This is a genomic window from Acinetobacter sp. KAM396 (assembly GCF_021602765.1).
GTDB classification, from domain to species: domain Bacteria; phylum Pseudomonadota; class Gammaproteobacteria; order Pseudomonadales; family Moraxellaceae; genus Acinetobacter; species Acinetobacter towneri_A.
On sequence record NZ_BPPH01000010.1, the window covers coordinates 19,322 to 44,114 of the forward strand.

20 protein-coding genes are annotated in these 24,793 nt (G+C 41.9%); 9 read left to right on the forward strand and 11 right to left on the reverse strand.

Annotation, left to right across the window (positions count from 1 at the left end; translation table 11 throughout):
* Positions 1-61 precede the first annotated feature (61 nt).
* From L6C30_RS07185 to L6C30_RS07195, 3 genes are all read right to left on the reverse strand, one after another.
* Entirely contained in the window at positions 62-2,197 is a 2,136-nt protein-coding gene (locus tag L6C30_RS07185) for a 3-hydroxyacyl-CoA dehydrogenase NAD-binding domain-containing protein (protein WP_236162747.1), read from the reverse strand.
* 11 nt (positions 2,198-2,208) lie between these two features.
* Positions 2,209-3,414, reverse strand: coding sequence for an acetyl-CoA C-acetyltransferase (locus L6C30_RS07190; protein ID WP_070153758.1), 1,206 nt, complete (start codon positions 3,412-3,414; stop codon positions 2,209-2,211).
* Positions 3,415-3,644: 230 nt separating this feature from the next.
* A complete protein-coding gene (locus tag L6C30_RS07195) occupies positions 3,645-4,655 on the reverse strand; it encodes an AraC family transcriptional regulator (protein ID WP_019837787.1) in 1,011 nt (336 codons plus the stop codon).
* Positions 4,656-4,865: 210 nt separating this feature from the next.
* On the opposite strand from L6C30_RS07195, the gene L6C30_RS07200 reads away from it, so the two are divergent.
* The 4 genes from L6C30_RS07200 (at position 4,866) to L6C30_RS07215 (ending at position 9,667) form a co-directional block, all read left to right on the forward strand.
* On the forward strand, positions 4,866-5,984 hold the full coding sequence (locus tag L6C30_RS07200) for a CaiB/BaiF CoA-transferase family protein (protein ID WP_236162748.1): 1,119 nt from the start codon (positions 4,866-4,868) through the stop codon (positions 5,982-5,984).
* Between the two features lie 272 nt (positions 5,985-6,256).
* Positions 6,257-7,900: a nitrite/sulfite reductase gene (locus tag L6C30_RS07205; RefSeq protein WP_019837785.1), complete on the forward strand. Its 1,644-nt coding sequence runs from the start codon at positions 6,257-6,259 to the stop codon at positions 7,898-7,900.
* Complete coding sequence (locus L6C30_RS07210; protein ID WP_019837784.1) at positions 7,893-8,378, forward strand: DUF934 domain-containing protein; 486 nt, start codon at positions 7,893-7,895, stop codon at positions 8,376-8,378. The genes L6C30_RS07205 and L6C30_RS07210 overlap by 8 nt, the downstream gene beginning before the upstream one ends.
* 302 nt (positions 8,379-8,680) lie before the next feature.
* A complete protein-coding gene (locus L6C30_RS07215; RefSeq protein WP_019837783.1) occupies positions 8,681-9,667 on the forward strand; it encodes a diaminopimelate dehydrogenase in 987 nt (328 codons plus the stop codon).
* 129 nt (positions 9,668-9,796) lie between these two features.
* On the opposite strand, the gene L6C30_RS07220 is transcribed toward L6C30_RS07215, so the two are convergent.
* Together L6C30_RS07220 and L6C30_RS07225 are read right to left on the reverse strand one after the other, a co-directional pair.
* Positions 9,797-10,972, reverse strand: coding sequence for a thiolase family protein (locus L6C30_RS07220; RefSeq protein ID WP_236162749.1), 1,176 nt, complete (start codon positions 10,970-10,972; stop codon positions 9,797-9,799).
* A 128-nt stretch (positions 10,973-11,100) separates the two neighbouring features.
* Positions 11,101-11,619 (reverse strand): GspH/FimT family pseudopilin, encoded by a 519-nt coding sequence (locus L6C30_RS07225; protein WP_236162750.1) that lies wholly within the window; start codon positions 11,617-11,619, stop codon positions 11,101-11,103.
* A 375-nt stretch (positions 11,620-11,994) separates the two neighbouring features.
* Between L6C30_RS07225 and omp38 the strand changes: the two genes are divergently transcribed.
* A complete protein-coding gene (gene omp38, locus L6C30_RS07230; protein WP_236162751.1) occupies positions 11,995-13,041 on the forward strand; it encodes an outer membrane protein Omp38 in 1,047 nt (348 codons plus the stop codon).
* A gap of 502 nt (positions 13,042-13,543) precedes the next feature.
* On the opposite strand, the gene L6C30_RS07235 is transcribed toward omp38, so the two are convergent.
* From L6C30_RS07235 to L6C30_RS07245, 3 genes are all read right to left on the reverse strand, one after another.
* A complete protein-coding gene (locus tag L6C30_RS07235) occupies positions 13,544-15,007 on the reverse strand; it encodes an amino acid permease (RefSeq protein WP_236162752.1) in 1,464 nt (487 codons plus the stop codon).
* A complete protein-coding gene (locus L6C30_RS07240) occupies positions 15,007-16,041 on the reverse strand; it encodes a methyltransferase (protein WP_236162753.1) in 1,035 nt (344 codons plus the stop codon). The genes L6C30_RS07235 and L6C30_RS07240 overlap by 1 nt, the downstream gene beginning before the upstream one ends.
* A gap of 65 nt (positions 16,042-16,106) precedes the next feature.
* Positions 16,107-17,477, reverse strand: a complete 1,371-nt coding sequence (locus L6C30_RS07245; protein ID WP_236162754.1) for a uracil-xanthine permease family protein — start codon at positions 17,475-17,477, stop codon at positions 16,107-16,109.
* 173 nt (positions 17,478-17,650) lie between these two features.
* Between L6C30_RS07245 and typA the strand changes: the two genes are divergently transcribed.
* The gene (typA, locus tag L6C30_RS07250; protein ID WP_070153741.1) at positions 17,651-19,489 is read left to right on the forward strand and encodes a translational GTPase TypA; all 1,839 of its coding nucleotides are present in this window, start codon (positions 17,651-17,653) and stop codon (positions 19,487-19,489) included.
* Positions 19,490-19,688: 199 nt separating this feature from the next.
* Positions 19,689-20,123: a large conductance mechanosensitive channel protein MscL gene (mscL, locus tag L6C30_RS07255; protein ID WP_004972423.1), complete on the forward strand. Its 435-nt coding sequence runs from the start codon at positions 19,689-19,691 to the stop codon at positions 20,121-20,123.
* A 91-nt stretch (positions 20,124-20,214) separates the two neighbouring features.
* Here mscL and L6C30_RS07260 read toward each other — a convergent pair whose 3' ends face one another.
* Both L6C30_RS07260 and mutM read right to left on the reverse strand, forming a co-directional pair.
* Complete coding sequence (locus tag L6C30_RS07260) at positions 20,215-20,493, reverse strand: peptidylprolyl isomerase (protein WP_004972420.1); 279 nt, start codon at positions 20,491-20,493, stop codon at positions 20,215-20,217.
* The gene (gene mutM / locus L6C30_RS07265; protein WP_004972419.1) at positions 20,490-21,350 is read right to left on the reverse strand and encodes a bifunctional DNA-formamidopyrimidine glycosylase/DNA-(apurinic or apyrimidinic site) lyase; all 861 of its coding nucleotides are present in this window, start codon (positions 21,348-21,350) and stop codon (positions 20,490-20,492) included. The genes L6C30_RS07260 and mutM overlap by 4 nt, the downstream gene beginning before the upstream one ends.
* 288 nt (positions 21,351-21,638) lie before the next feature.
* Here mutM and L6C30_RS07270 point away from each other — a divergent pair, with 288 nt between their 5' ends.
* Entirely contained in the window at positions 21,639-22,775 is a 1,137-nt protein-coding gene (locus L6C30_RS07270; RefSeq protein ID WP_179994319.1) for an NADH:flavin oxidoreductase/NADH oxidase, read from the forward strand.
* Between the two features lie 123 nt (positions 22,776-22,898).
* Entirely contained in the window at positions 22,899-23,831 is a 933-nt protein-coding gene (locus tag L6C30_RS07275) for an AEC family transporter (protein ID WP_236162755.1), read from the forward strand.
* A 101-nt stretch (positions 23,832-23,932) separates the two neighbouring features.
* On the opposite strand, the gene L6C30_RS07280 is transcribed toward L6C30_RS07275, so the two are convergent.
* Complete coding sequence (locus tag L6C30_RS07280; protein ID WP_236162773.1) at positions 23,933-24,739, reverse strand: tetratricopeptide repeat protein; 807 nt, start codon at positions 24,737-24,739, stop codon at positions 23,933-23,935.
* Positions 24,740-24,793: the final 54 nt, after the last annotated feature.

Consider the following 24,793-nt stretch of genomic DNA (forward strand, 5'->3'; position numbering starts at 1 on the left):
TTTTAATTTTAAGCAAATAAAAAGAAGGATGACGTATCCCTCTTTGAACTATAAGTTAGATTTAAATACTTGCTGCACCTGTGGCAACACGGTCTTGCAAGATTTTAGGTGGGTTAAAACGCTCGCCATATTCTGCTGCAAGTTGCTGTGCCCGTGCTAAAGCCTGTTTTAAACCATATTGATTTAGAAATTGCAAAGCACCACCTGTCCATGCAGGAAAACCAATGCCAAAAATGGAACCCACATTGGCATCAATGACAGATTCTAAAACACCTTCTTCTAAGCAACGTAAGCTGTCCAGTGCTTGCACAAATAAGAAACGGTCAATCATCTCTTGTTCAGCGATTTTGGTATTTTGATACCAGTGGTTTAACCCCGACCAAAGCTGTTTTTTACCCTGTTCAGGATAGTCATAAAAGCCTGCACCAGCTGCTTTACCTTTACGCGAGAATTGATGAATCATGGTTTGAATGACTTCATCTGCACTCGACAGTGGTCGGTCTTTCCCTTCGGCTTGCAACGCCTTACGTGCTTCCTGTGCCACGTGTTCAGATAAGGTTAAAGATACTTCATCCTGAATGGCAAGTGGGCCAACAGGCATGCCTGCTTTTAAAGCAGCCATTTCAATTTTGGCAGGATGTACGCCTTCCGCCAGTAAGCGCAAGCCTTCCTGCACAAAAGTGCCAAACACCCGACTGGTAAAAAAGCCGCGGCTGTCATTGACCACAATCGGTGTTTTACCAATCTGCTGCACAAAATCATAGGCCTTTGCCAAAGTATCGGTAGAGGTATTTTTTCCTTTAATGATTTCGACCAATGGCATTTTATCGACAGGGCTAAAGAAATGCAGTCCAATAAAACGCTGCTGGTCTTGCGCCGCTTGGGCAAGTTCACTAATGGGTAGGGTTGAGGTGTTGGATGCCATCACACCTTGTTCTGCTAGAAAAACTTCGGCTTCTTGTGTGACTTGCGCCTTGAGTTGAGGATTTTCAAATACCGCCTCAATAATCAAATCACAGCCTTGTAAATCGGTAGCCTGTGCCGTTGGATGAATCTTGGCTAAGACTTGTGCCGCTCGCTCTGCACTTATACGACCTTGCGATACTTGTTTATCGAGTAGTTTTTGACTGTAAGCTTTGCCTTTTTCAGCTTGTTCGATGGATACATCTTTCAGAACAACCGCAATACCTTTGCTTGCCGTGACATAAGCAATGCCTGCACCCATCATGCCTGCACCTAAAATACCGACTTTTTGCGTTTGATGCGGTGCAATGCCTTGCGGACGGCAACTCCCCGATTTAATCGCATTCAGCCCATGCCAAAAGGTGCCAATCATATTTTTTGAAATTTGACCTGTTGCGAGCTGGGTAAAATAGCGGGATTCAATGCGCAAGGCTGTATCGACATCAACTTGTGCACCTTCTACTGCTGCACTCAAAATTGCTTCTGGCGCAGGGTAACAGCCTTTGGTTTTGTCGCGTAACATGGCAGGAGCAATGGAAAGCATTTGCGCGACAGTAGGCGTGGATGGCGTTCCCCCTGGGATTTTATAACCTTTGACATCAAATACTTGTTGTGATTGTGGATGTGCGAGAATCCAGTCTTGGGCTTTGCTGAGTAATTCTGTTTCATTTTCAGCAAGATCATGGATTAAACCTAAACTTTGTGCTTTTTCCACACTCAGCTGTTTGCCTTCCATCAACAGTGGCAGGGCAGTTTGTAATCCCAATAAACGTACCATCCGCACAATACCACCGCCACCAGGCAATAAACCTAAAGTCACTTCGGGTAAACCAAACTTGGTTTTTGGATCACGAATTGCAATACGATGATGACAGCACAGGGCAAGTTCCCATCCGCCGCCGAGTGCTGTGCCATTCAAGGCAGCTACTACAGGAATACCACGAGTTTCAATATAACGCAGCTGTGCTTTTAGGTGTTCAATCATCTGAAAAAATGAGCTGGCATGTTCAGGCTGCACTTGAATCAACTCATCTAAGTCACCGCCTGCAAAAAAAGTTTTTTTTGCAGAGGCAAAAATAACCCCCGCCACTTGTTCGTCTGCTTGTAACTTTTGCACCACTTGCGCTAATGCATCTCTAAAGTCAGCGTTCATGGTGTTGGCCGATTGATTCGGCGAGTCAAAGGTTAGAATTACAATGTTATCGGCATTTTTTTGATAGTGAATGGCGCTCATTTTTATACTCCTTATACTCGCTCAATAATGGTGGCAATTCCCATCCCACCGCCTACACATAATGTAGCCATGCCGCGTTTTTTATCTTGTCGTTCTAGTTCGTCCAGTAAAGTGCCTAAAATCATAGCACCTGTCGCGCCAAGTGGATGACCCAAGGCAATGGCACCACCATTCACATTGACTTTGGCGGGGTCGACCTGAAGCTCGGTAATAAAACGCAGAACCACGGCTGCAAAGGCTTCATTAACTTCGAACAGATCAATATCTTCAATGTTCAGTCCTGCTTTGGCTAAGGCTTTGCGTGCTGCAGGTGCTGGTCCTGTGAGCATAATCGCAGGATCTGTGCCGACCAGTGCAGTGGCAAGCACTTTGGCGCGTGGTTTTAAATTGTGTTGTTGTACCGCCTGTTCCGATGCAATCAACACCAATGCCGCGCCATCAACAATACCCGATGAATTGCCTGCATGATGCACATGATTGACTTGTTCTGCTTCAGGATATTTTTGCAAGGCGATGGCATCGAACCCCATTTGTCCCATCATCGCGAAACTTGGCTTGAGCTGTGCCAAACTTTCAGCTGTGGTCTGTGCTTTGATAAATTCATCTTGTGCCAAAATCACCACACCTGCCTGATCTTTAACGGGTACAATCGAGCGTTCGAAATATCCCCGCGCTTGTGCTGCGGCTGCTTTTTGTTGCGATGCGGTTGCAAATTGATCGACCTCGGTGCGACTATAACCATCTAAAGTGGCAATTAAGTCAGCGCCAATGCCTTGGGGAATAAAGTCACAGGCCATGTTGGTTTCAGGGTCGAATGCCCAAGCACCACCATCAGAACCCATTGCCACGCGCGACATAGATTCCACACCCCCAGCAACGATTAAATCTTCCCAACCTGAACGGACTTTTTGCGCTGCGAGGTTCACGGCTTCTAAGCCCGAGGCACAAAAGCGGTTGATTTGTACGCCTGCAACATCATTGTCCCAACCTGCGGCAATCGCAGCAGTTTTGGCAATATCCGCACCCTGATCGCCAATTGGTGTGACACAACCCAAAACAATGTCGTCTACTTGTGAGGTGTCTAGGCTGTGTCGTTGTTGCAATTCATTTAATAAAGTCGTGAGTAGGCGAATGGGTTTAACTTCGTGTAATGCGCCATCTTTTTTTCCTTTGCCGCGCGGAGTGCGAATAGCATCAATGATATAGGCCTCGCTCATAATCAATCCTTTGTCGATAGTTTTCTTTATGATTGCTTTTGAGTGTAATCTGAAAATTTTGAAGTGCAATGACAAGAACGGTAAAGGTCAGTGAGGTTTTTTGCTAATTGGGATGACACAGAAATTTGTTAGAAAGATTGAAACTAAAATAGAGCGATAAAAAAAGCCCTTGCAGTGTGCAAGGGCGATTAACTGAAATTACGGGTGAATGTGAATTTTTTAGCTGTGAATTAATGATAACCATGCAACTGACGGTATAAACCAGGGGTGACGCCAGTCCACTTTTTGAAAGCACGGTGGAAAGTACTGGTTTCACTAAAGCCAACTTGTTGTGCTACATCTTCTAGAGTGAGTTCAGGATTCAGCAATAGATGAATCGCGGCATCACGACGTAGCGCATCTTTTACCCCTTGATAGCTTTTACCTTCTGCAGCCAAACGACGACGCAAGGTTTGTGGCGACAGGTACAACATTGATGCAACATCGTTCAAGGTTGGCATTTCTTCGCCAATCTGACTCTTTAACACATCACGAATACGCGAAGTTAAAGAATTGGTGTTTTTGAATTTCACCAATAATTGTGCAGGTGCAGTTTTTAAGAATTCGTCTAAGGTTTCTTGAGTTTGACGAATTGGTAAATCTAGATAGTCGGCAGCAAAGGTAATTTCAGTGCGTGGCATGTCAAATTGCATAACAGGCGCAAAGAACAACGCATCGTATTCATCTGCGTGTGCAGGACGAGGATAGCCAAAATGCACACGCTCTAAAGGCAGGCGACGTTCAATCAGCCAAGAGGCCAAGCCGTGCCAAATCATCAACATACTTTCAGTAATAAAGTGATCAGGATCCATGACTTGTGGAATAGAGGGCACCAAACGCGCTTCGTGTTTATCGCGTTCTAATGTAACTGACCAATCATCACCAAAAAGCTTATAAAATTGCGAAGAAAGTTCTAAGGCATCGCCCAATGTTTTGGCGTGAATCACCAATTGGCACATGATTGCGAATGTACCCAAACGACGTGGCTGAGAATCAAAACCGACGTGTTCGTCTTGGGTCACCATCCACAGCATTTTAATAAAGCGGGTATATTGTTCAGGTGAAATACGTGCTTTCGGTTGGCGCAGAAGTTCTGCTTCAATACCGACATGAGATAATAAGGTTTCGACGTCCATGCCGAGTCGTTTGACACCTGTGAGCGCAGCATTGACAAAATGGATACTAATGGTATCGCGGCTCATGTTAAATCCTTCAGTCTCTTTTGTATTCACGTAAGCTTGACCTAAATGACGCTAAAAAATTGAAATTGGCAATTTACAATACCAATTTTACTTATTTTACATAATAAATTGCCGAAATGATCAAGGTAAATGGCTGAACATGACATTGTGTTACAGTTTTGCTGTTTATAAGATGAACGGAAAATCAGTAAAAATTGAGTAATCACAACAATGACACATGCACTAAGCGGTTTAAAAGTTTTGGATTTTTCCACCTTATTACCAGGTCCTTTTGCCAGTTTGTATTTGGCGGATATGGGCGCAGAGGTCATTCACATTGAATCGGCAAGCCGACCTGACTTGATTCGTTTATTTCCGCCCTATGCCAATGGACAGGCGACTTCGCATAGTTATTTGAATCGTAATAAACAGTCCATTACTCTCGATTTAAAATCTCCGGAAAGTATTCACCTTATTCACGAGAAAATTACTGATTTCGATATTATACTCGAACAGTTTAGACCAGGGGTGATGCAGCGTTTAGGACTGGACTATGCCAGCTTGGCAAAAATTAATCCGCGACTGATCTATTGTTCCATCACAGGTTATGGACAAACAGGTGATTATCAACAACGAGCAGGACATGACATCAACTATTTAGCTTTGTCTGGAATTGCAGGGCACAGCGGACGTCAAGCAGGCGGGCCGCCACCGCTAGGTATTCAGGTGGCCGATGTAGCAGGTGGTTCATTGCATGCTTTGGTTGGAATTTTGAGTGCGGTGATTGAGCGTCAGCGCAGTGGCTTAGGGCAATATATTGATATTTCGATGACCGATTGTGCTGCCACATTAAATAATATGGCAGCTTCTGCTGTTTTGGCGGCACAGCTGCCTCAATATGCTGAGCAATCTTACTTAAATGGAGGCAGTTATTATGACTATTATGAAACGGCCGATGGTCGTTATCTTTCGGTGGGCAGCTTAGAGCCACAATTTATGCAAGGCTTGGCACAAATTTTAGATTTGCCCATTTTGCTCGAAAAAGGCACATCTTTAGACCCGCAAGACCATATACAAGTGAAACAAGCCATTCAGGCCAAGATTAAAGCGCAAAATTTTGCCACGTGGCAGCATATCTTTGCACAACACGATGTTTGTGTAGAACCCGTTTTAACTTTAGATGAAGCTTTACATTCACCCTTGGCAAAGCAGCGCGGTTGGACTGTAAATGTCCCAATTCAAGGCAATGCCACACAAACCGAAACTCAGTTGGCTTGTCCTATTAAATTTTCACGTTCAAAAATGCGCTATGACTATATTGGGCAGGCTTTAGGTGTAGGACAATGGTGATCATGCTCAATAGCTAAAAATATGTAGGAAACTCAACTTAAACACGAAATAAAAACGAAGATAGATGCTTTAGCATAAAAAGTGCTAAAGCATGCATTATTTTGTGATAGCTATGTAAAAGGTCTGGAAATTTCGGCAAAGGCTTGCAGGCTGTGCCATTGTAATGTCTTATCAATAAAATCGCTAAGAAATATGTAAAAAACACATTTTGTTGATAGATTGAATCTCGCTATGCTGTCAGCCGTGATAATAGAAATGACTAGCTGTACGCCATGTATTTATATACTGATTTCGATCAGCAACTGATTAATGAACGTGTTGCACAGTTCCGTGACCAAACGGAACGTTATTTAGCAGGCAAATTGACTGAAGACGAATATCGTCCATTACGTCTGCAAAATGGTTTGTATGTACAACGCTATGCGCCAATGTTGCGTATTGCTGTGCCTTACGGTCTGATGAACTCTAAGCAGTTGCGTAAAGTGGCGCAGCTGGCCAAAGACTATGACCGTGGTTATGCACACGTATCAACACGTCAAAATATTCAGTTTAACTGGCCTGCACTTGAAAATGTGCCAGATATGCTAGCTGAGCTTGCAACAGTACAAATGCATGCTATTCAAACCTCAGGCAACTGTATTCGTAACACCACCACAGACCAATATGCAGGCGTTGTGGCAGGTGAAATTGCCGACCCTCGTCCGACTTGTGAATTAATTCGTCAGTGGTCTACCTTCCATCCTGAATTTGCATTCTTGCCACGTAAGTTCAAAATTGCTGTTTCAGCACTTGAAGAAGTGGATCGTGCAGCGACTGCGTTTCACGACATTGGCGTATATATTGTTAAAAATGAAGCAGGCGAAATTGGCTATAAAATTAAAGTGGGTGGTGGCTTAGGTCGTACTCCAATTATTGGTAGCTTTATTCGTGAGTTCTTGCCACGTGAGGATTTGATTGCTTACTTAGAAGCCATTTTACGTGTCTATAACTTGCATGGTCGTCGCGACAATAAATATAAAGCACGTATTAAAATTTTGGTAAAAGCCCTAACTCCAGCAGTATTTGCAGAAAAAGTTGAAGCTGAATTTGCACATACCGTGAAAACCTTAAAAATTGATGCTGAAACTTTGAAAAAAATGGATGAAAACTTCACGCCATTTGCTTATCAAAATTATGCCGATGAAGATTTTAGTGAGCTGTTTGCACAGTATCCAAAATTCAAACAATGGTTCAACATCAACACCAATGCGCACAAAGTTCAAGGCTACCGTATTGTCACTATTTCATTGAAGCGTGCAGGTGTTGCACCAGGTGACATGACGACCGAAGAAATGAATCTAATTGCAGATTTAGCAGATCAATATACCTTTGGTGAATTGCGTACCACGCATGAACAAAATATTGCCTTGGTAGATGTGCCACAAAAAGACTTATTTGCATTGTGGCAAGTCCTAGATGCTAACAACTTGGCGCGTGCACATATTGGCTTTATTACCGATATTATTTGCTGTCCGGGGGGTGATTTCTGTTCACTTGCCAACGCTAAATCTATTCCAATTTCAGAAGCTATTTCACGCCGTTTTGATGATTTGGATACCATTTATAATCTTGGCAAACTGGATTTGAATATTTCAGGTTGTATGAATGCTTGTGGTCATCACCACGTTGGTAATATCGGGATTTTAGGTGTTGATAAAAAAGGCGCCGAATTTTACCAAATCACTTTAGGTGGGCATGCAGACCATGATGCTTCAATTGGTGATATTTTAGGGCCATCTTTTGCTGCCGAAGTGATTCCAGATGTCGTGGAAGAAATTTTAAATACCTACTTAGATTTGCGTAGTGAAGGTGAAGACTTCATCGACACTTATCGTCGTGTCGGCATTCAACCATTTAAGGAGCGCGCTTATGCTTAATACTGCACTCCCTGTGCTCGCGAAAGATGGCACGATTGCAGACAATACTTATCAAGTGATTGCTGAAGATGCAGCATTACCGCAAGGTGATGTGGTGCTTAGCGTTGAACAGCTTGATCTGTTGGCACAAATTTCTGGTAAAAAAGCTTTGTATTTAACGGTAGATGCTTCGCCTGAAAACCATGAATTTCCATTGGCAGAACTCGATGCGATTTTTATTGAATTCGCAGGTTTTAACGATGGTCGAGGTTATTCTTTTGCGGCATTGTTACGCCGTCAAGGCTTTCAGGGCGAACTTCGCGCAGTTGGTGATGTATTTAAAGATGTCTTGAACTATATGAAGCGTGCAGGTTTCGATACTTTCGTGATTAAAGAAGGTAAAGACGTGCAAGAAGCTGCGGCAGGTTTGGCGGATTTTACGCGCCCTTATCAAGCGTCTACAGCTGTACCTAAACCAAATTATCAAACTGGTGCGTAATATATTGATGATGGGTTTATCTAAATATAGATAGATTTCATTGAAATATAGCGGTTCACACATTTACAAACAGCCTGCCATGCGCAGGCTTTTTTTGCCTTAAAGTGATCAAAGGGTTTGTTTTATGTCACTTCTTAATGATTTAATTTTCGGCAAAGTGCTGTAGCATAAGCACACTGACGAAGCATCGTAGCCCTATATAGACTTTATTTTAAAGTATCAAAAATCAACCAAGACGATAATTGGATGTGATTATCCTCTGATTTATTTATTCAATTTTTTCAATGAAGTGATTTGTCTTTATGCAAAATTCTATCCGTATTGGTATTGCTGGTTATGGCAATTTAGGTCGTGGCGTTGAAACGGCAATTCAGAAAAACCCAGATTTGCAATTGGTAGGTATTTTTACCCGCCGTGCGCCTGAAAGCGTTTCACCATGTTATGCTGAAACAGCAGTTTTTCAAATGGATTCACTGTCCGATTTTCAAGACAAAATTGACGTACTGATTTTATGTGGTGGTTCAAAAGACGACTTGCCACAACAAGGCCCTGTATTAGCCAGCCAATTTAATATTGTCGATAGTTTCGATACGCATGCGCGTATTCCTGAATATTATGCATCTGTAGATGCACCTGCGACAGCGAATAAGAAAACTGCACTTATCTCAATTGGTTGGGATCCAGGCATGTTCTCAATCAATCGTTTATTTGGTGAAGCTTTATTACCCGATGGCGAAACTTATACATTTTGGGGGAAAGGTTTAAGTCAGGGACACTCAGATGCCATTCGTCGTGTTGATGGTGTAAAAGCAGGTGTGCAATATACCATTCCATCTAATGATGCGATTGAGCAAGTGCGTAGCGGTGCGCGCCCTGTATTAAGCACTAAAGACAAACATACTCGTGAATGTTATGTCGTACTTGCAGAAGGTGCCGATGCAGCTTCCGTTGAGCAAGCGATTGTGACCATGCCAGATTATTTCGCAGACTACAACACAACTGTAAATTTCATTGATGAAGCGACTTTGGCCAAAGATCACCAACGCATGCCGCATGGTGGTTTTGTTATTCGCAGTGGCAATACCAGCGATGAACAAAAACAAGTGCTTGAATTCTCATTGAAGTTAGACAGCAATCCGGAGTTTACCGCGAGTATTTTGGTAGCTTATGCACGTGCTTGTTATCGTTTAAACCAAATGCAGCAATATGGTGCAAAAACTGCTTACGATGTTGCGCCAGGTTTATTGTCAATGAAATCGCCTGAACAGTTGCGCGCTGAATTGCTCTAAACTTTTTCAAGCTATAAGCAAAAAGACGAATCAATGATTCGTCTTTTTGCTTTTTGAATAAAGAAGGGTTGGGAATGACTGTATTCCATCTGCCCTAATTCTGCTTTACGAAATAGGGGTTGCAATGCATTAAAGCAATTCAATCGCGACTGCAGTTGCCTCACCACCGCCAATACAGAGAGCGGCCACGCCACGTTTGCCACCTGTACGTTTAAGCGCATGAATTAAAGTCAGGATAATACGTGAACCTGTAGAACCCACAGGATGTCCAAGCGCACAGGCACCACCATTGATATTCACTTTTTCAGGATCAAGCTTGAATTCATCTATTGGGCACATGGTGACCATGGCAAAAGCTTCATTGATTTCCCATAAATCTACATCTGCAACTTGCCAACCCGCTTTATCTAATACTTTTTGAATTGCAGCAACAGGGGCGATAGTGAATTCTGATGGATGTTGTGAATTGGTGGCATAAGCCACAATTTTCGCCAATGGCTGTAAACCTTTATTTGCTGCATTTACTGCAGACGTTAGGACTAAAGCCGAAGCACCATCTGAAATTGAGCTGGCATTGGCCGCGGTAATCGTACCATCTTTGGCAAAAGCAGGACGCAGAGTTGGAATTTTTTCAATATTGGCATTAAACGGTTGTTCGTCTTTATCGACAACCACGTCACCTTTACGTGTTGAAACATTTACAGACACAATTTCATCGGCAAAATAGCCTTCATTTACGGCAGTTTGCGCGCGTTTAAGAGAGCGAATCGCAAAATCATCCATTTGTTCACGGGTATAGCCTTTGCTATTAGCCATGTCTTGTGCGAATGAGCCCATCAAACGACCTGTTTCAGCATCTTCAAGGCCGTCTAAGAACATGTGGTCTTTCACATCACCATGTCCCATACGGTACCCAGCACGTGCTTTGGTCAGTACATAAGGTGCATTACTCATTGACTCCATACCACCAGCGACAATGATTGAGGCAGAACCTGCTTTGATTGCATCGGCTGCTTGCATGACAGCTTTCATACCAGAACCACAGAGTTTGTTGATGGTGACCGCACCTGTAGAATCTGGTAAGCCTGCTTGACGCATCGCCTGACGAGCAGGGCCTTGCTTTAAGCCTGCAGGCAGGACGCAGCCCATAATGACTTCATCGATTTCTGTTGCTTGTACCCCCGCACGTTGAATGGCCGCTTGGATACTTGCCGCACCTAATTCTGGTGCAGTCACATTGGCTAAACTGCCTTGAAAGCCACCCATTGCAGTGCGTGCACCATTTACAATAACGATATCCGTCATTTTATTCTCCCAATTTTATGTGTGCTTATATCTAGATTGAATTCCAAGTAGGAATAGATCAACTCTGCAGTATAGGCAAAAAAAGAAGAGAATAAAGTGACAATGTAAAGATCGTTTAGACTGCTGAGTTAACATATATTGATGTCTTCAGCTCGGGTTTGCCCCATTTTACTGAGTATGAAGCGCCTGCTTGTAAGGTGAGTGGAACAGTAAAAGAAGCTACCATTCGAGCCGATCGGCAAACCTTGTTGTGCATTAAAAGTTACACTGGGTATGTTTAAAGTGCCACGCCAATCCAAGGTACCGTATTTAAGTGCAGTTTTTTCTGTATAAAGAATGTATTCATTGTTGTCTATCTGACGATTTTTATTTCGATCAATAAAAATCATAAAACCCGTATTCCAGTTTTGCTTACTGCATTGGCTAAAGTCATGTGTTGGACAGATCACAACATTACTATGATGGGTGAAGGCATGGGAGCGTGCTATTTTCAGGCTGGCCTGTAATGAATACTGAATTCGCTTGAGTTCTTGTTGTGCCATCAGCTGATGAAAATAGGGCAGGGCAACCATGATTAAAATCGCACTAATCGCTAACGTGACGATCAATTCAAACAGCGTGAAGCCATTTTTGCTTATATTCGACATAAGTCTATACCTGTTATTGTTATGTTTTTTTATGATTAATTTGAGTAATTTGTTGTTTTATAGCACTTTATGTGTTGTATAATAATTACTAAACAACTTTTCGTGAAAGTGTTAGAATAAACCGCAAGAAAGATAGGCTATTCGCACCAAATAATTGAGTAAAAAGTTACCGAATTACAACGGAAATTGTAAGTAATTTTGTCAATAATTTACTTGATTAAAATTATCAAGCACTTGGAAAAGTAAAAAAGTGTTTGTATGATTCAAAGTGACTAGCTTAAAAATAATACTGGGGTATAAAAAAGCCTATCTCAGGGTAGTCGAAAATTTAAGCTTGAGCTTGAACAACAATTGTTATCTCTGGAGGATAAATCCATGAAAATGAGTCGTATTGCATTAGCAATGCTCGTAGCTGCTCCTTTAGCTGCTGCAAACGCGGGCGTAACTGTTACCCCATTAATGCTTGGTTACACTTGGCAAGATACACAGCACAATAATGGTGGTGATGATGGTGAGTTGACCACTTCTGCGCAAATGGATGATGATCTATTTGTTGGTGCTGCACTTGGTGTTGAACTTACCCCTTGGTTAGGTTTTGAAGCTGAATATAGCCAAGTTAAAGGTGATATGATCGATCAAGCTGGTGCAGAGTATAAAGGTCAAAATATCGCAGGTAACTTCTATGCGACTTCTGACTTGATCACTAAAAACTACGACAGCAAAATCAAACCATATGTACTTTTAGGTGCTGGTCACTATAAGTATAAATTTGATAATGATTTAGGTCGTGAAGGTCGTGGTCTTGAAGAAGAAGGTACACTTGGTAATGCAGGTGTTGGTGCGTTCTTCCGCTTAAACGATGCTTTATCTCTTCGTACAGAAGCGCGTGGTACTTACCACTTTGACGAAAAATTTTGGAACTATACAGCTTTAGCTGGTCTTAACGTAGTTCTTGGCGGTCACTTGAAGCCTGCTGCTCCAGTAGTAGAAGTTGCCCCAGTTGAAACCGTTGCTCCAGTTCAACCAGCTCCACAAGAGTTGACTGAAGACCTGAACATGGAACTTCGTGTGTTCTTTGATACGAACAAATCAAACATCAAAGATCAGTACAAGCCAGAAATCGCTAAAGTTGCTGAGAAGTTAGTTGAATATCCAAACGCTACTGCTCGCATCGAAGGTCACACTGACAATACTGGCCCACGTGCATTGAACGAACGTTTATCTTTAGCTCGTGCGAACTCTGTTAAATCTTCACTTGTAAATGAATACAATGTAGATCCAGCTCGTTTGTCTACTCAAGGTTTCGCTTGGGATCAACCGATTGCTGACAACAACACTAAAGAAGGTCGTGCTATGAACCGTCGTGTATTCGCGACGATCACTGGCAGCCGTACAGTGACTGTTGAACAACAAGCTCAATAATTTGAGTTAAGTTGAAAAAACGACTCTTCGGAGTCGTTTTTTTATGCCTCTTTTTATGGAATGTATGGATTAGATATTGCATAAAATTATTTACACTTAATACGATTAAAAATATTGTAAAACTATGATTTTTTTGAATAAAGAGTAAATAAGGTGGAGTCTGATTATGCTTAATATTTCGGCTTGTTGAATCGTAAACTAAGTCGAATTTTTATAGCGAGTTTATCGTCAATTCATTTAAAAACTCCAAAGCATCGTCGCAGATCAAACTTTTAAAATAGGATATATGGACTCTATGTCTATCAGTCGATCAAGTCGTTGTTTAGCGATGATCAAAATCAACATTGAGCAATTTGTGGCATGATATTTCATCGTATTATCAATAACGAAAGTGCTTTAAAATAAAATTTGTTTTAAATTTTCAGCATAAAAAACAGCCAAATGTTGGCTGTTTTTTTGAACCTTAGCTTCTTAAATGAAGTGAAATAGAAGAAGAACTTTTTTAGTCATGATCAGGGTGTAGTGGTTTCACATCCATATCCTGATACGCAATCAGTTTGGTTTTGTGTTTCCATTTATAACCTAACCAAATGACCAAGAACAAAAGAATACCAATATAAGTCGATAAAACTGCGAGCCATTCACCTTCGAGAACTGCTTGGTAGTTTTGCCCTAACACGATAATTGCACACAAAATAAAGGCAAACCATGGCGCAAAAGGAAAAAATTTAGCGCGGTAATCTAAATCTTCAAGTTTGTAGCCTTGTGCCAAATAGCCTTTACGGAAGCGGTAATGTGATACAGCAATCCCGAGCCAAACGATAAAGCCACACATGCCTGACATATTCAGAAGCCAGTTAAATACTTGTTTTTCGCCAATAAATGTTGTTAAAAAACATAGTGCAGCGATTGCTGTTGTGGCATACAGTGCATTCATTGGGACGCCACGAGCATCTAAGCGGGCAAAAGCTTTTGGTGCACTGCCTTTACGTGCCATATCAAATAGCATACGGGTCGATGAATACATACCCGAGTTACCCGCAGAAAGAATCGCAGTTAAAATTACTGCATTCATGACACTTGCGGCAAAAGCAAAGCCTGCCTGTTCATACAGTAAAGTAAACGGAGAGAGTGCAATGTTATCGGTGGCGGCTGCTTGAAGTAAACGTGGGTCATCATAGGCGATTAAGGTACCAATAATGAAAATACACACGATATAAAACAATAAAATACGCCAGAAGATTTGTTTAATTGCAATTGGAATGGTTTTCTTAGGATTTTTAGATTCACCCGCTGCAACCCCCACCATTTCTGTACCCTGAAATGAGAATCCTGCAATCATTGCCACCCCAATTAAGGCAGATAATCCACCTACAAATGGCGCTTCTCCTTTGCTCCAATTGGCAAAAGTAGCAACATCTGGAGTCAGCATGATTTTGATAATCATGAATAGACCAATGATGATGAACACTATAATTGCAAGGACTTTGACCAGTGAGAAGAAAAACTCAGATTCACCAAAACCTTTGACGGTTAAGGCATTAATACCAAATACAACCGCTAGAAATAAGGCACTCCAATAGAAACTAGGAATATCGGGAAACCAGAATTTCATAATGAATTGTACAGCCACCAATTCAAATGCCACGGTAATGGCCCAGTTGTACCAATAGTTCCAGCCTAGCGCAAAACCAAAACCACCTTCGACATATTTACTGCCATAGGTAAAGAACGCGCCTGAAGTTGGATTATGCGTTGCAAGTTCGCCTAGACTGGTCATCAAAAAATAAATCATGACGCCAATTAGGGCATACGCAAGCAAGGCGCCACCAGGACCTGCATTGGCAATGGTCGCACCTGAAGCAAGGAATAAACCTGTACCAATTGAGCCACCAATGGCGATCATGTTTAAATGACGCGCACCGAGCTTACGCTGTAACTGTCGATTGTTTTGAGTTTCGCTCATCATGCGTCCTTCGTATTTTTTTGAGTACTGGCAAACAGTACTTTAAAGCCTTGTTGATCTGCCTTGATTGTGCATTGACCGAAACTTTGTTCAATTAAGAGTGGATAATTTAAAAAGCGATTAGCCACGATCCAAAGTTCACCACCCGACTTCAGGTGACGACGTGAAGTTTTACACAGATTTTCACTGGCATCGTAATGTGTTTGAATGCCTTGGTGGAACGGGGGATTACTCACGATGGCATGCAAAAATAACGGTGCATCCTCAATGCCTGTCACGGCTTTAATTTCAAGCTGTTGTGGGTTGAGTTGATTTTTTTCAAACGTCATTTGTGTTGAGGCTAAAGCAAATGCATCGACATCTAAAGCAAAAATGCGATTTTCTGGGTTGAGTTTGGCTAAATAAGCACTGATCACGCCCGCACCACAGCCAAAATCTGCAATTTTTCCAGCAGTCACCTGATTTAAATAAGGTAATAACACAGCTGTGCCAACATCTAAGTGTTTTTGGCTAAATACGCCTGGTAGCGCACAAATTTGTAAGTCACCTTTTGGTGTGCTGATGTTATAGCGTTGTGCCCAGTCACATAGAGCTTTAGCTTGAACATTGTGTTCTAAAATTAGTTGCCAAAGTTGGCAGTGGCGTGCGCTATCTAGCTTGAGTGTCTTGCCATAAGGTTGTAATTGCTTTGCAGCCCGTTCAATTCCAGCTTTCTTTTCACCAACTAAAAATACGCTGCTGCCTTGTGGGAGTTGTGCGGCAATGGAGTGAATTAGGTAATTGAGTAATTCCTTGGATTTCGGTACAAAAATAACCGCTTGATCAAATTCACCTTCAGGCAATTCTGCACCAAAATGCACTTGCGCTTGTTGATTTTGAAAGTATTGATAGTCGTTAAAATTCCATGTCCACACAGAGGCTTGGATTGAGTCACCCAATTCTGCGAGGAGTTGATCGGATGGTGCATTGATCAGTAGAACACGACCAGACAAATAGTCATATTGTCTGAGTAAAACTTCGCTTTGGGGGTTCATGGTTCTCTCTCCAATAGAAAAACACTGTCTAAGTTCAGCTCAGACAGTGTTTTTTGGACATGCAATTACTTTTTAGTTTCAGGAAGCACAATATTTAAAATGAGTGCTGCAATACCGCCTGTTGCAACGCCTGAACTGAAAATATTACGGAATAATTCAGGTAAGTGTTCCAGAATTTGTGGCACTTGTGCAACACCTAAACCTAAGCCCAATGAAATTGCAATAATCAGCAAGGCACGTCGATCTAAAACGACACCTGAAAGAATATTGATTCCCGAAGCGGCAACAGCACCAAACATCACCATCACAGCACCACCTAGTACGGCTTGAGGCACAGCCTGAATCACACCTGCGACCGCAGGGAGCAGGCCTAAAATGATGAGGAGGGCTGCAATCCAGATGCCAACATAACGGCTAGCAACACCTGTAAGTTGAATCACGCCATTGTTTTGGGCAAATACTGAACTTGGAAAGGTATTGAAAATTCCTGCCAAGAAAGAGTTTGCGCCATTCACCAATACACCGCCTTTAATACGTTGCATCCACTGTGGGCCATCGACAGGTTGATTGGAAAGTTTAGAGGTCGCGGTAATATCACCAATGGCTTCTAGTGATGTCACTAAATAAATAAATGCTAAGGGAATGAACAAGCTCCAAGAGAAATCTAGTCCAAAATGCATTGGTGTTGGGACCTGTACCAGAGGCGCATCTTTCAGACCTGAAAAGTCAAGATGACCCATCATGCCTGCCATTGCATAACCAATCACCAAGGCAATTAAAATGGCAGAGCTTTTAATCCATGTGATATTGATGCGGTTTAAAATAATAATAATGGCCAAGACTGTGCACGACATAATCAGGTTGTCAGTATTGGCAAAGGTATTATTGCTCATGGCTTGATATCCACCGCCCATACTAATTAAACCTTCTTTAATTAAGGTCAAGCCAATCAGGAGTACAACAATACCTGTCACGAGCGGAGTGATCAGCTTTTTTACCCAAGGTAAAATTTGGGAAACGCCCATTTCAATAAATGAGCCTGCAATCACGACACCAAAAATTGCCGCCATGACTGATTCAACAGGTGTGCCTGCAGCAACCATGGCAGAGCCGATACCAATAATTGGGCCAATAAAGTTAAAGCTGGTGCCTTGTACAATGAGTAAACCTGCACCAAAAGGGCCGACTTTTTTACATTGTAAAAAGGTTGCAATACCTGAAATGACCAAAGACATTGACAAGATCATGTTGGTATCTTGTTTGGAAACGCCTAAAGCCAAGCAAATTAAGAGGCCTGGTGTGACAATCGGAACAATAATTGCCAGTAAATGCTGAAAAGCGGCTAAAAAAGCGATAAGTGGTTTTGGACGCTCATTCAGACCATAGACCAGATCAAGTTGGTCTTTTGGGGAGGGAGATTGGTTAAAATCAGACATAAGTCGTAAAGATATTGCAAAAGTGGCGCTATTCTAATCGAGTTACACAGCTTTACAAAATCAAAAGCGTGTTTCTCATCAAAAAAAATTGTGTGTGTCAATAAAGTGTCACTATAAAACTTTAGTATTTTTCTGTATAATTTGCCCTCAAATTTATAGCGTATTGAATTTACATGTCAGATATTAAAACTCTCCGCAACATCGCAATTATTGCGCACGTTGACCACGGAAAAACAACTCTTGTGGATAAACTTTTACAACAATCGGGCGCACTCGGTGAGCGAGCGGGCGAGATTGAGCGTGTCATGGATTCAGGCGCTATTGAAAGTGAACGTGGCATTACCATTCTTGCAAAAAACACTGCAATCAAATGGTTAGATAAACGTACAGATACTGAATACCGCATTAACATTGTGGACACCCCAGGACACGCCGACTTCGGTGGTGAAGTTGAACGTGTCATGTCGATGGTGGATTGCGTACTTCTTTTAGTTGATTCACAAGAAGGCCCAATGCCGCAAACACGTTTCGTAACGCAAAAAGCGTTCGCACGTGGTTTAAAGCCAATCGTGATCATCAACAAAGTAGACAAGCCAAACGCGCGCCCAGACTGGGTTATTGATCAAGTATTTGACTTGTTTGATAACTTGGGTGCAACTGATGAGCAATTAGACTTTCCAATCGTATATGCATCAGGCTTACGTGGTGTTGCGGGTCCTGCACCAGATGAATTAGCGGAAGATATGACACCGTTGTTCCAAACCATTGTCGATATCGTTGAGCCACCAGCAGTTGATGTTGATGGTCCATTCCAAATGCAAGTGTCTTCACTCGACTATAACAGCTTCGTGGGTGTGATTGGTGTGGGTCGTATTCAACGTGGTTCTGTGAAGCTGAATACACCAGTAACCGTGATTGACCAAGAAGGTAAAACACGTAACGGTCGTATCTTAAAAATCATGGGTTACCACGGTTTAGAGCGTGTTGATGTTGAATCTGCTTCTGCAGGTGACATCGTGTGTGTAACAGGTATGGACGAACTCCATATTTCTGACACGATTTGTGATCCGAAAAATGTAGAAGCTTTACCGCCGCTTTCTGTAGATGAACCAACCGTATCGATGACATTCCAAGTCAACAACTCACCTTTTGCGGGTAAAGAAGGTAAGTTCGTGACTTCACGTAACATTCGTGAACGTCTAGACCGCGAATTAATTCACAACGTTGCACTTCGTGTAGAAGATACTGACAGTCCAGACCGTTTCAAAGTATCTGGTCGTGGTGAGCTTCACCTTTCTGTATTGATTGAAAACATGCGCCGTGAAGGCTTCGAAATGGGTGTATCTCGTCCGCAAGTCATCTTGAAAGAGATTGATGGCGAAATGCAAGAACCATACGAAAACGTGACTTTTGACGTAGAAGAACAGCACCAAGGCGCTGTGATGGAACAAATGGGTAACCGTAAAGGTGAGATGACCAATATGGAAGTAGACGGTAAAGGCCGTATCCGTATTGAAGCCACTGTGCCTTCACGTGGTTTAATTGGTTTCCGTTCTGAATTCATGACCATGACTTCTGGTACGGGTATCATGACGTCAAGCTTCTCACACTATGGCCCAATGAAAGCAGGTCAAGTTGCGAAACGTCAAAACGGTGTGTTGATCTCTATGGTTCAAGGTACGTGCTTGGGTTATGCATTGTTCAGCTTGCAAGACCGTGGTCGTCTATTTGCTAAACCTCAGTTAGAAGTTTACGAAGGTATGATCATTGGTATTAACTCTCGTTCAGACGACATGGTGGTTAACCCAACTAAAGCGAAACAGTTAACTAACGTACGTGCTTCTGGTACTGATGATGCGTTGACACTGGTACCTGCAATTGAATTCACGCTTGAACAAGCGCTTGAATTTATTGAAGATGATGAGCTGGTTGAAGTAACGCCAAAGTCAATTCGTATCCGTAAGCGTTACTTGACTGAAAACGAACGTAAACGTAACCGTTCTGGTAAATAAGTTTTAAAAATGATGTTGTCCTCATGCGGGGCAGCAAAATTTAAAAATGCCATCAATTTATTGATGGCATTTTTTGTTTAAAATTAGCAAACCAATATATAAAAGCAGATGATTTCCGAGTAAGTTACGTGGAAATGAAGCTATAAAATTAATGTATACTTCGTCACATAAATTAAAGTCAAAAAAACTGGAGATTTAAATGAGTATTATTCAAGAGTTCCGCGAATTTGCGGTAAAAGGTAACATGATCGACTTGGCTGTCGGTGTGATTATTGGTGGGGCATTTGGTAAAATTGTTGACTCATTAGTGAAAGATATCATCATGCCATTGATTACTGTGATCACTGGCGGTGGTGTGGATTTCACACAAAAGTTCTTTGTTTTGGGCGATAACCCAAACAATTTACAGTCTTTAGATGAGTTAACCAAAGCAGGTGTAAATGTCCTGACCTATGGTAACTTCCTTACGATTTTAATTAACTTCATCATTTTGGCATGGGTGGTGTTCTTAATGGTGAAAATGATTAATCGTATGCGCCGTAAACAAGAAGAAGCAGCGCCAGAACCAGCAGCAACGCCAGAAGATATCGCGTTGCTACGTGAAATTCGTGATGAATTGAAAAAACGTCAATAATTTTTAATACGCAATCAAAACAAACGGCGCTTTATGCGCCGTTTGTTTGCACCCTATTCTCTAGGATGGAGAGGCGCTGAAGGCATAAAAATTACATCCGAAACTTTACTTCTACCAAATGAAAACCAAACTGACTTTTTACAGGGCCGTGTAGTACGCGTTCTGCTGCGGTAAACACTAACTTATCAATTACGGGTACCAATTGTCCTTTTTTGACCTCACCCAATTCCCCACCTTTTTTTCCTGAAGGGCAGGTCGAAAATTGTTTGGCAATTTTGGCAAAATCAGCACCTGATTGAATCCGCTTTTTCAGTTGTTCACAGGTTTCTTTATCTTTCACTAAAATATGACGCACAATAGCGGTTCTCATACTTTTTTACCTCGTTTGCTTGTTGCAGCTTTAGTCGAAGTGAGTACTTTTTTCAAAGGCTGACATTCAGGACAAAATACCGAGGCACGTTGGCCCAGTTTTAAATTTTCTAGTGTGGTTTCACAGTTCACACACATTTCACCTGCACGTCCATACGCCAACAAGGTTTGTTGGAAATAGCCATTTTCGCCCATCGCATTGCTGTAATCACGTAAGGTCGAACCGCCTAAATCAATCGCTTGTTTTAAAATGCGTTTGATTTCGAGCACTAGTTTTTCAATCTGTTTCAAACTGAGTGATGATGCAGGTTGTGCAGGGTGAATACCTAAATTAAACAGACTTTCCGTGGCATAAATATTGCCCACACCCACCACGACATGGTTATCCATAATTGCAACTTTGATGCCAACATTTTTGTTTTTGAGCTTCTGTGCAAGATAGTCGGGGTTAAAGGCATCACTCAACGGCTCAGGGCCAAGTGGATCTATCAGTTTGCGTTGAGAGCTTTCATTTAGCCATAAAATACAGCCAAAGCGACGTGGGTCGTGGTAGCGCAATTGTATATCTTCAAACTGAATAATCAAATGGTCGTGTTTGCGTAAATCTTCCTGCGCATCGCAAAGACGAAAACTGCCCGACATGCCTAAATGCCACAACATGCTGTCCTGTTCAAATTGCGCCAGAATGTATTTGGATCTGCGGGTCAATTGCAGTAATTTTTGTCCTGTGAGTTTATGTAGGTTTTCTGGAATGGGCCAGCGTAAATTGGCTTGACGTACTTCTACATTCAGGACTTTTTGATCAAGTAGCGGCAATAGACTAGTTTTGGTAGTTTCAACTTCTGGTAATTCTGGCATGGTACAAATTCAATCCGCTTTTAGAAATTAAGCAGGCAAGGACATACAGTAATGCGCTTAATATTGGGCATTATCCATAGAATACAAGCCATAGTGTGCTGTCGCAAAATTATTCTGTGTAAAACAAAAGCAGGCTTTGCAAAAACCATACAACACGTTATAAATAAATCATTTTTAAACATCTATTATAGAAAAACCATCTAAAACAGATGGCAGATTCTGAGTGATTACTTCTTTTTTATTTAATGATTCGCTTTTGGTGAATCGCACTGTATGAGGGCTTGCAGCGTGACATTACTTTTTCAGCCGATTCAATTTGGATCACTGCAACTTGCCAACAAAATTATTATCGCTCCGATGTGTCAATATTCTGCCAATGAACAAGGTGAGTTGAGCTATTGGCATGAGCAGCAATGGGCAAATTATGCCTTGTCGGGTGCAGGGATGTGCATTGTAGAAGCCACCGCAGTACAGGCTGAAGGGCGTATCAGCTATGCAGATTTAGGCTTATGGAATGACATGCAGCGTGCGCAGCTTAAAGCCTTATTGCATAAAGTTAAAAGTTTATCGCCTATGCCATTTGCTGTGCAGTTGGCACATGCGGGACGTAAAGCCTCAACCGATAAACCTTGGCAGGGCAAAGGTCAGTTTAGCCCAAGTGATGCACATGGTTGGCAGACTGTATCGGCCAGTGAGTTACCATTTCAACCGCACGAACATCCTCCGCATGCTTTAACGCAAGATGAAATTCAACAGGTGATTGCAGACTTTGCCAGTGCCGCAGTACGAGCGGTGGATGCAGGTTTTGATTTAATCGAAATTCATGCTGCACATGGTTATTTGCTGCATCAATTTATGTCACCACTGTCTAATCACCGCCAAGATGAATATGGCGGCAGTTTGGAAAATCGGATTCGCCTTACATTGGAAGTATTTCAAGCAATTCAAAATGCTGTTCCACAAGGCTATCCAATTGGGGTGCGAATTTCTGCAACAGACTGGATGGATGATGCAGAGGGTTGGAATGTGGAATCTTCAGTAGGTTTGGCAAAAGCACTGGAGCATTTAGGTGCGGCTTATATTCACGTGTCGAGCGGTGGTTTGCATGTCGATCAAAAAATTGATTTACATGCGGGTTATCAAACACCATTTGCACATGCCATTAAGCAAGCTGTAAAAATTCCTGTAATTGCGGTGGGTTTGATTACCGAAGCGATGCAGGCAGAAGGTATTTTGCAATATGAACAGGCCGATGCGATTGCGATCGCACGTGCGATTTTATATGACCCTCGTTGGCCATGGCATGCTGCGGCAGAATTGGGTGAAAAAATTGAGATTGCCCCGCAATATTTGCGCTGTCAGCCGCATGGGTTTCGTACTTTATTTGCGCCGTTTAAATCCACAGATACGGAAGTGGAATCCTAATATTTTATCTGCTTAAAATAAGTGAAACTTAAACTATTTTGCCGTGCTTTATCGGGAGATTCGGTGTAAGGTAAATCAGTAAAACCATGTCGATCATGGGCAACACTGAAAAAGGATGTCAGGGTGTTACTGAGTATTTTATTTCCCATTTGTGCTGTGGTGCTGTTGGGATATTTTGCCGTCAGAAGCCAATTTATTGAAAACAGTGCGATTCAGTTTCTAGGTCAATTTGTCATGAAAGTGGCGTTGCCTGCATTTCTATTGCAGGCATTGGCCAGTAAAAGTTTGTCAGAAATCTGGCATCCCGCTTATTTTTTAGGTTACGGTGGCGGTTCTATTCTGCTGTTTATCTTTGCCTTTTTACTGTATCGGCATTATTTTAATTCAAACTTAACCCATGCCAGTGTCTTGGCAATGGGTGCATCAATGTCAAATACAGGGTTTATTGGCACTGCTATTTTGACTTTGTTGATTGGCAGTCAATCGGCAATTTATTTGTCTTTAACTTTAATTGTCGAAAATTTAATTATTGTGGCATTGATGCTGATTTTGGCAGAACGAGGGCTACAATCTTCAGCGAAATCAGGTTGGCAGGTGTATGCCGAAACTGTGCAGCGCTTACTGAAAAATCCAGTAATTTTATCTATTTTATTGGGTATGCTGTGCGTATTGTTGAATTTCAAACTGCCGCAAGCTATTGCACAAGTGCTGGAAATGTTGGGCAAAACTGCTTCACCTTTGGCTTTATTTGTGATTGGTGGAAGTTTGGTCGGCATGCAAATCAAGTCGGTGAATTTGCAAAGTATTGTTTTGGTTGCATTCAAAGTATTGCTGATGCCACTCACGATTTTTGGAATTTTATGGGCATTAGATGTGAACCGAGAAATGCTATTTGTCGGGACTTTGCTTGCGGCTTTACCAATGCCAATTGCCTTTGGTATTTTCGGGCAGCACTATGGTTTACATGAAAAAGCCTTAGCCCCCTTGGTGTTGAGTACAGTTTTTGGTTTTGTGATGGTGGCGATTTTATTGACACAATCGGGTAAGTATTTATAGCAACGGTATCGAAGTGCTCAAATCATAAAAAAGTCTGTACCATGCTGATACAGACTTTTTTTAAAATTTCTCTGATTAATAGCTTTTATAAAGAAACTATCTTAACTTTTCTTAGCGGTTGCCTTGTTGGAAGCTTTGGCTTGATCTGCCATCATTTTTTCAACCACAGCCAATGATTCTTTGGCTTGCGCTACATTTTCCTGTGCCAGTGAGGCAAAAATCTTTTTCGCTTCAGGCAAGTTTTGCGGCACGATATTGCCATTCACAAACATATTGCCCACTGCCATGAGTGCAGGAATATAACCCTTTTGCGCCAAGTTTTGAATGCTTTGCAGCCCTTGCTTAATTGGTGCTTCATCTTTGTTTTTAAAGCCTGTGCTAATTTCGTACAAGGCTTTTGCATGTATGGCTTGATAATGATCTTTGGCAATTAAAGGTTGTAATAGTTTTAAACCTTTTTGGTCAGATGCTGCCGTATTTTCTGAGAAATATAAAACGGCTAAATCTACTGTGGCATCATTAAAACCTTGACTGGATGCAGTCTGTAAATATTGTTTGGCTTTGGCGATATCCTGTTTTAAACCCAGTGCGCCAGTGAGGTAGTTTTTACCTAAAACATAACTTGCAACGGGGTAGCCTTTTTGAGCAGCTTGCTCATACAACTGAATGGCTTTCTTTTCATTTTTTGCTGTGCCTTGTCCAGTTTGCGTCAAATAGCCTAAGTTATACAAGGCTTGTGCATTGCCTGCTTTGGCAAGCTTTTCTAATTCCTGAAAAGCATCTTTAACTTTATTGGCTTGCATTAATTGTTCAATCTTGGCAAAAGCAGGATCGGTTGCAATGTTGCTATTTGCCATGCTGATGCTGCTAGAGAGGGCAATTGCGCCCGCCATGAGTAGTTTTTTTATCATTTGAGTTTTACCTTGTTCTCTTTTGCACATCACATCCATTGATGTACTTTT

Coding starts and splice junctions, on each gene's coding strand:
- L6C30_RS07245 (WP_236162754.1), bottom strand. CDS start 17,477: ATGTCTGATTTTAACCAATCTCCCTCCCCAAAAGACCAACTTGATCTG.
- L6C30_RS07185 (WP_236162747.1), bottom strand. CDS start 2,197: ATGAGCGCCATTCACTATCAAAAAAATGCCGATAACATTGTAATTCTA.
- L6C30_RS07235 (WP_236162752.1), bottom strand. CDS start 15,007: ATGAGCGAAACTCAAAACAATCGACAGTTACAGCGTAAGCTCGGTGCG.
- mscL (WP_004972423.1), top strand. CDS start 19,689: ATGAGTATTATTCAAGAGTTCCGCGAATTTGCGGTAAAAGGTAACATG.
- L6C30_RS07220 (WP_236162749.1), bottom strand. CDS start 10,972: ATGACGGATATCGTTATTGTAAATGGTGCACGCACTGCAATGGGTGGC.
- L6C30_RS07225 (WP_236162750.1), bottom strand. CDS start 11,619: ATGTCGAATATAAGCAAAAATGGCTTCACGCTGTTTGAATTGATCGTC.
- L6C30_RS07210 (WP_019837784.1), top strand. CDS start 7,893: ATGCTTAATACTGCACTCCCTGTGCTCGCGAAAGATGGCACGATTGCA.
- L6C30_RS07200 (WP_236162748.1), top strand. CDS start 4,866: ATGACACATGCACTAAGCGGTTTAAAAGTTTTGGATTTTTCCACCTTA.
- L6C30_RS07215 (WP_019837783.1), top strand. CDS start 8,681: ATGCAAAATTCTATCCGTATTGGTATTGCTGGTTATGGCAATTTAGGT.
- L6C30_RS07195 (WP_019837787.1), bottom strand. CDS start 4,655: ATGAGCCGCGATACCATTAGTATCCATTTTGTCAATGCTGCGCTCACA.
- L6C30_RS07205 (WP_019837785.1), top strand. CDS start 6,257: ATGTATTTATATACTGATTTCGATCAGCAACTGATTAATGAACGTGTT.
- L6C30_RS07260 (WP_004972420.1), bottom strand. CDS start 20,493: ATGAGAACCGCTATTGTGCGTCATATTTTAGTGAAAGATAAAGAAACC.
- omp38 (WP_236162751.1), top strand. CDS start 11,995: ATGAAAATGAGTCGTATTGCATTAGCAATGCTCGTAGCTGCTCCTTTA.
- mutM (WP_004972419.1), bottom strand. CDS start 21,350: ATGCCAGAATTACCAGAAGTTGAAACTACCAAAACTAGTCTATTGCCG.
- L6C30_RS07240 (WP_236162753.1), bottom strand. CDS start 16,041: ATGAACCCCCAAAGCGAAGTTTTACTCAGACAATATGACTATTTGTCT.
- L6C30_RS07190 (WP_070153758.1), bottom strand. CDS start 3,414: ATGAGCGAGGCCTATATCATTGATGCTATTCGCACTCCGCGCGGCAAA.
- typA (WP_070153741.1), top strand. CDS start 17,651: ATGTCAGATATTAAAACTCTCCGCAACATCGCAATTATTGCGCACGTT.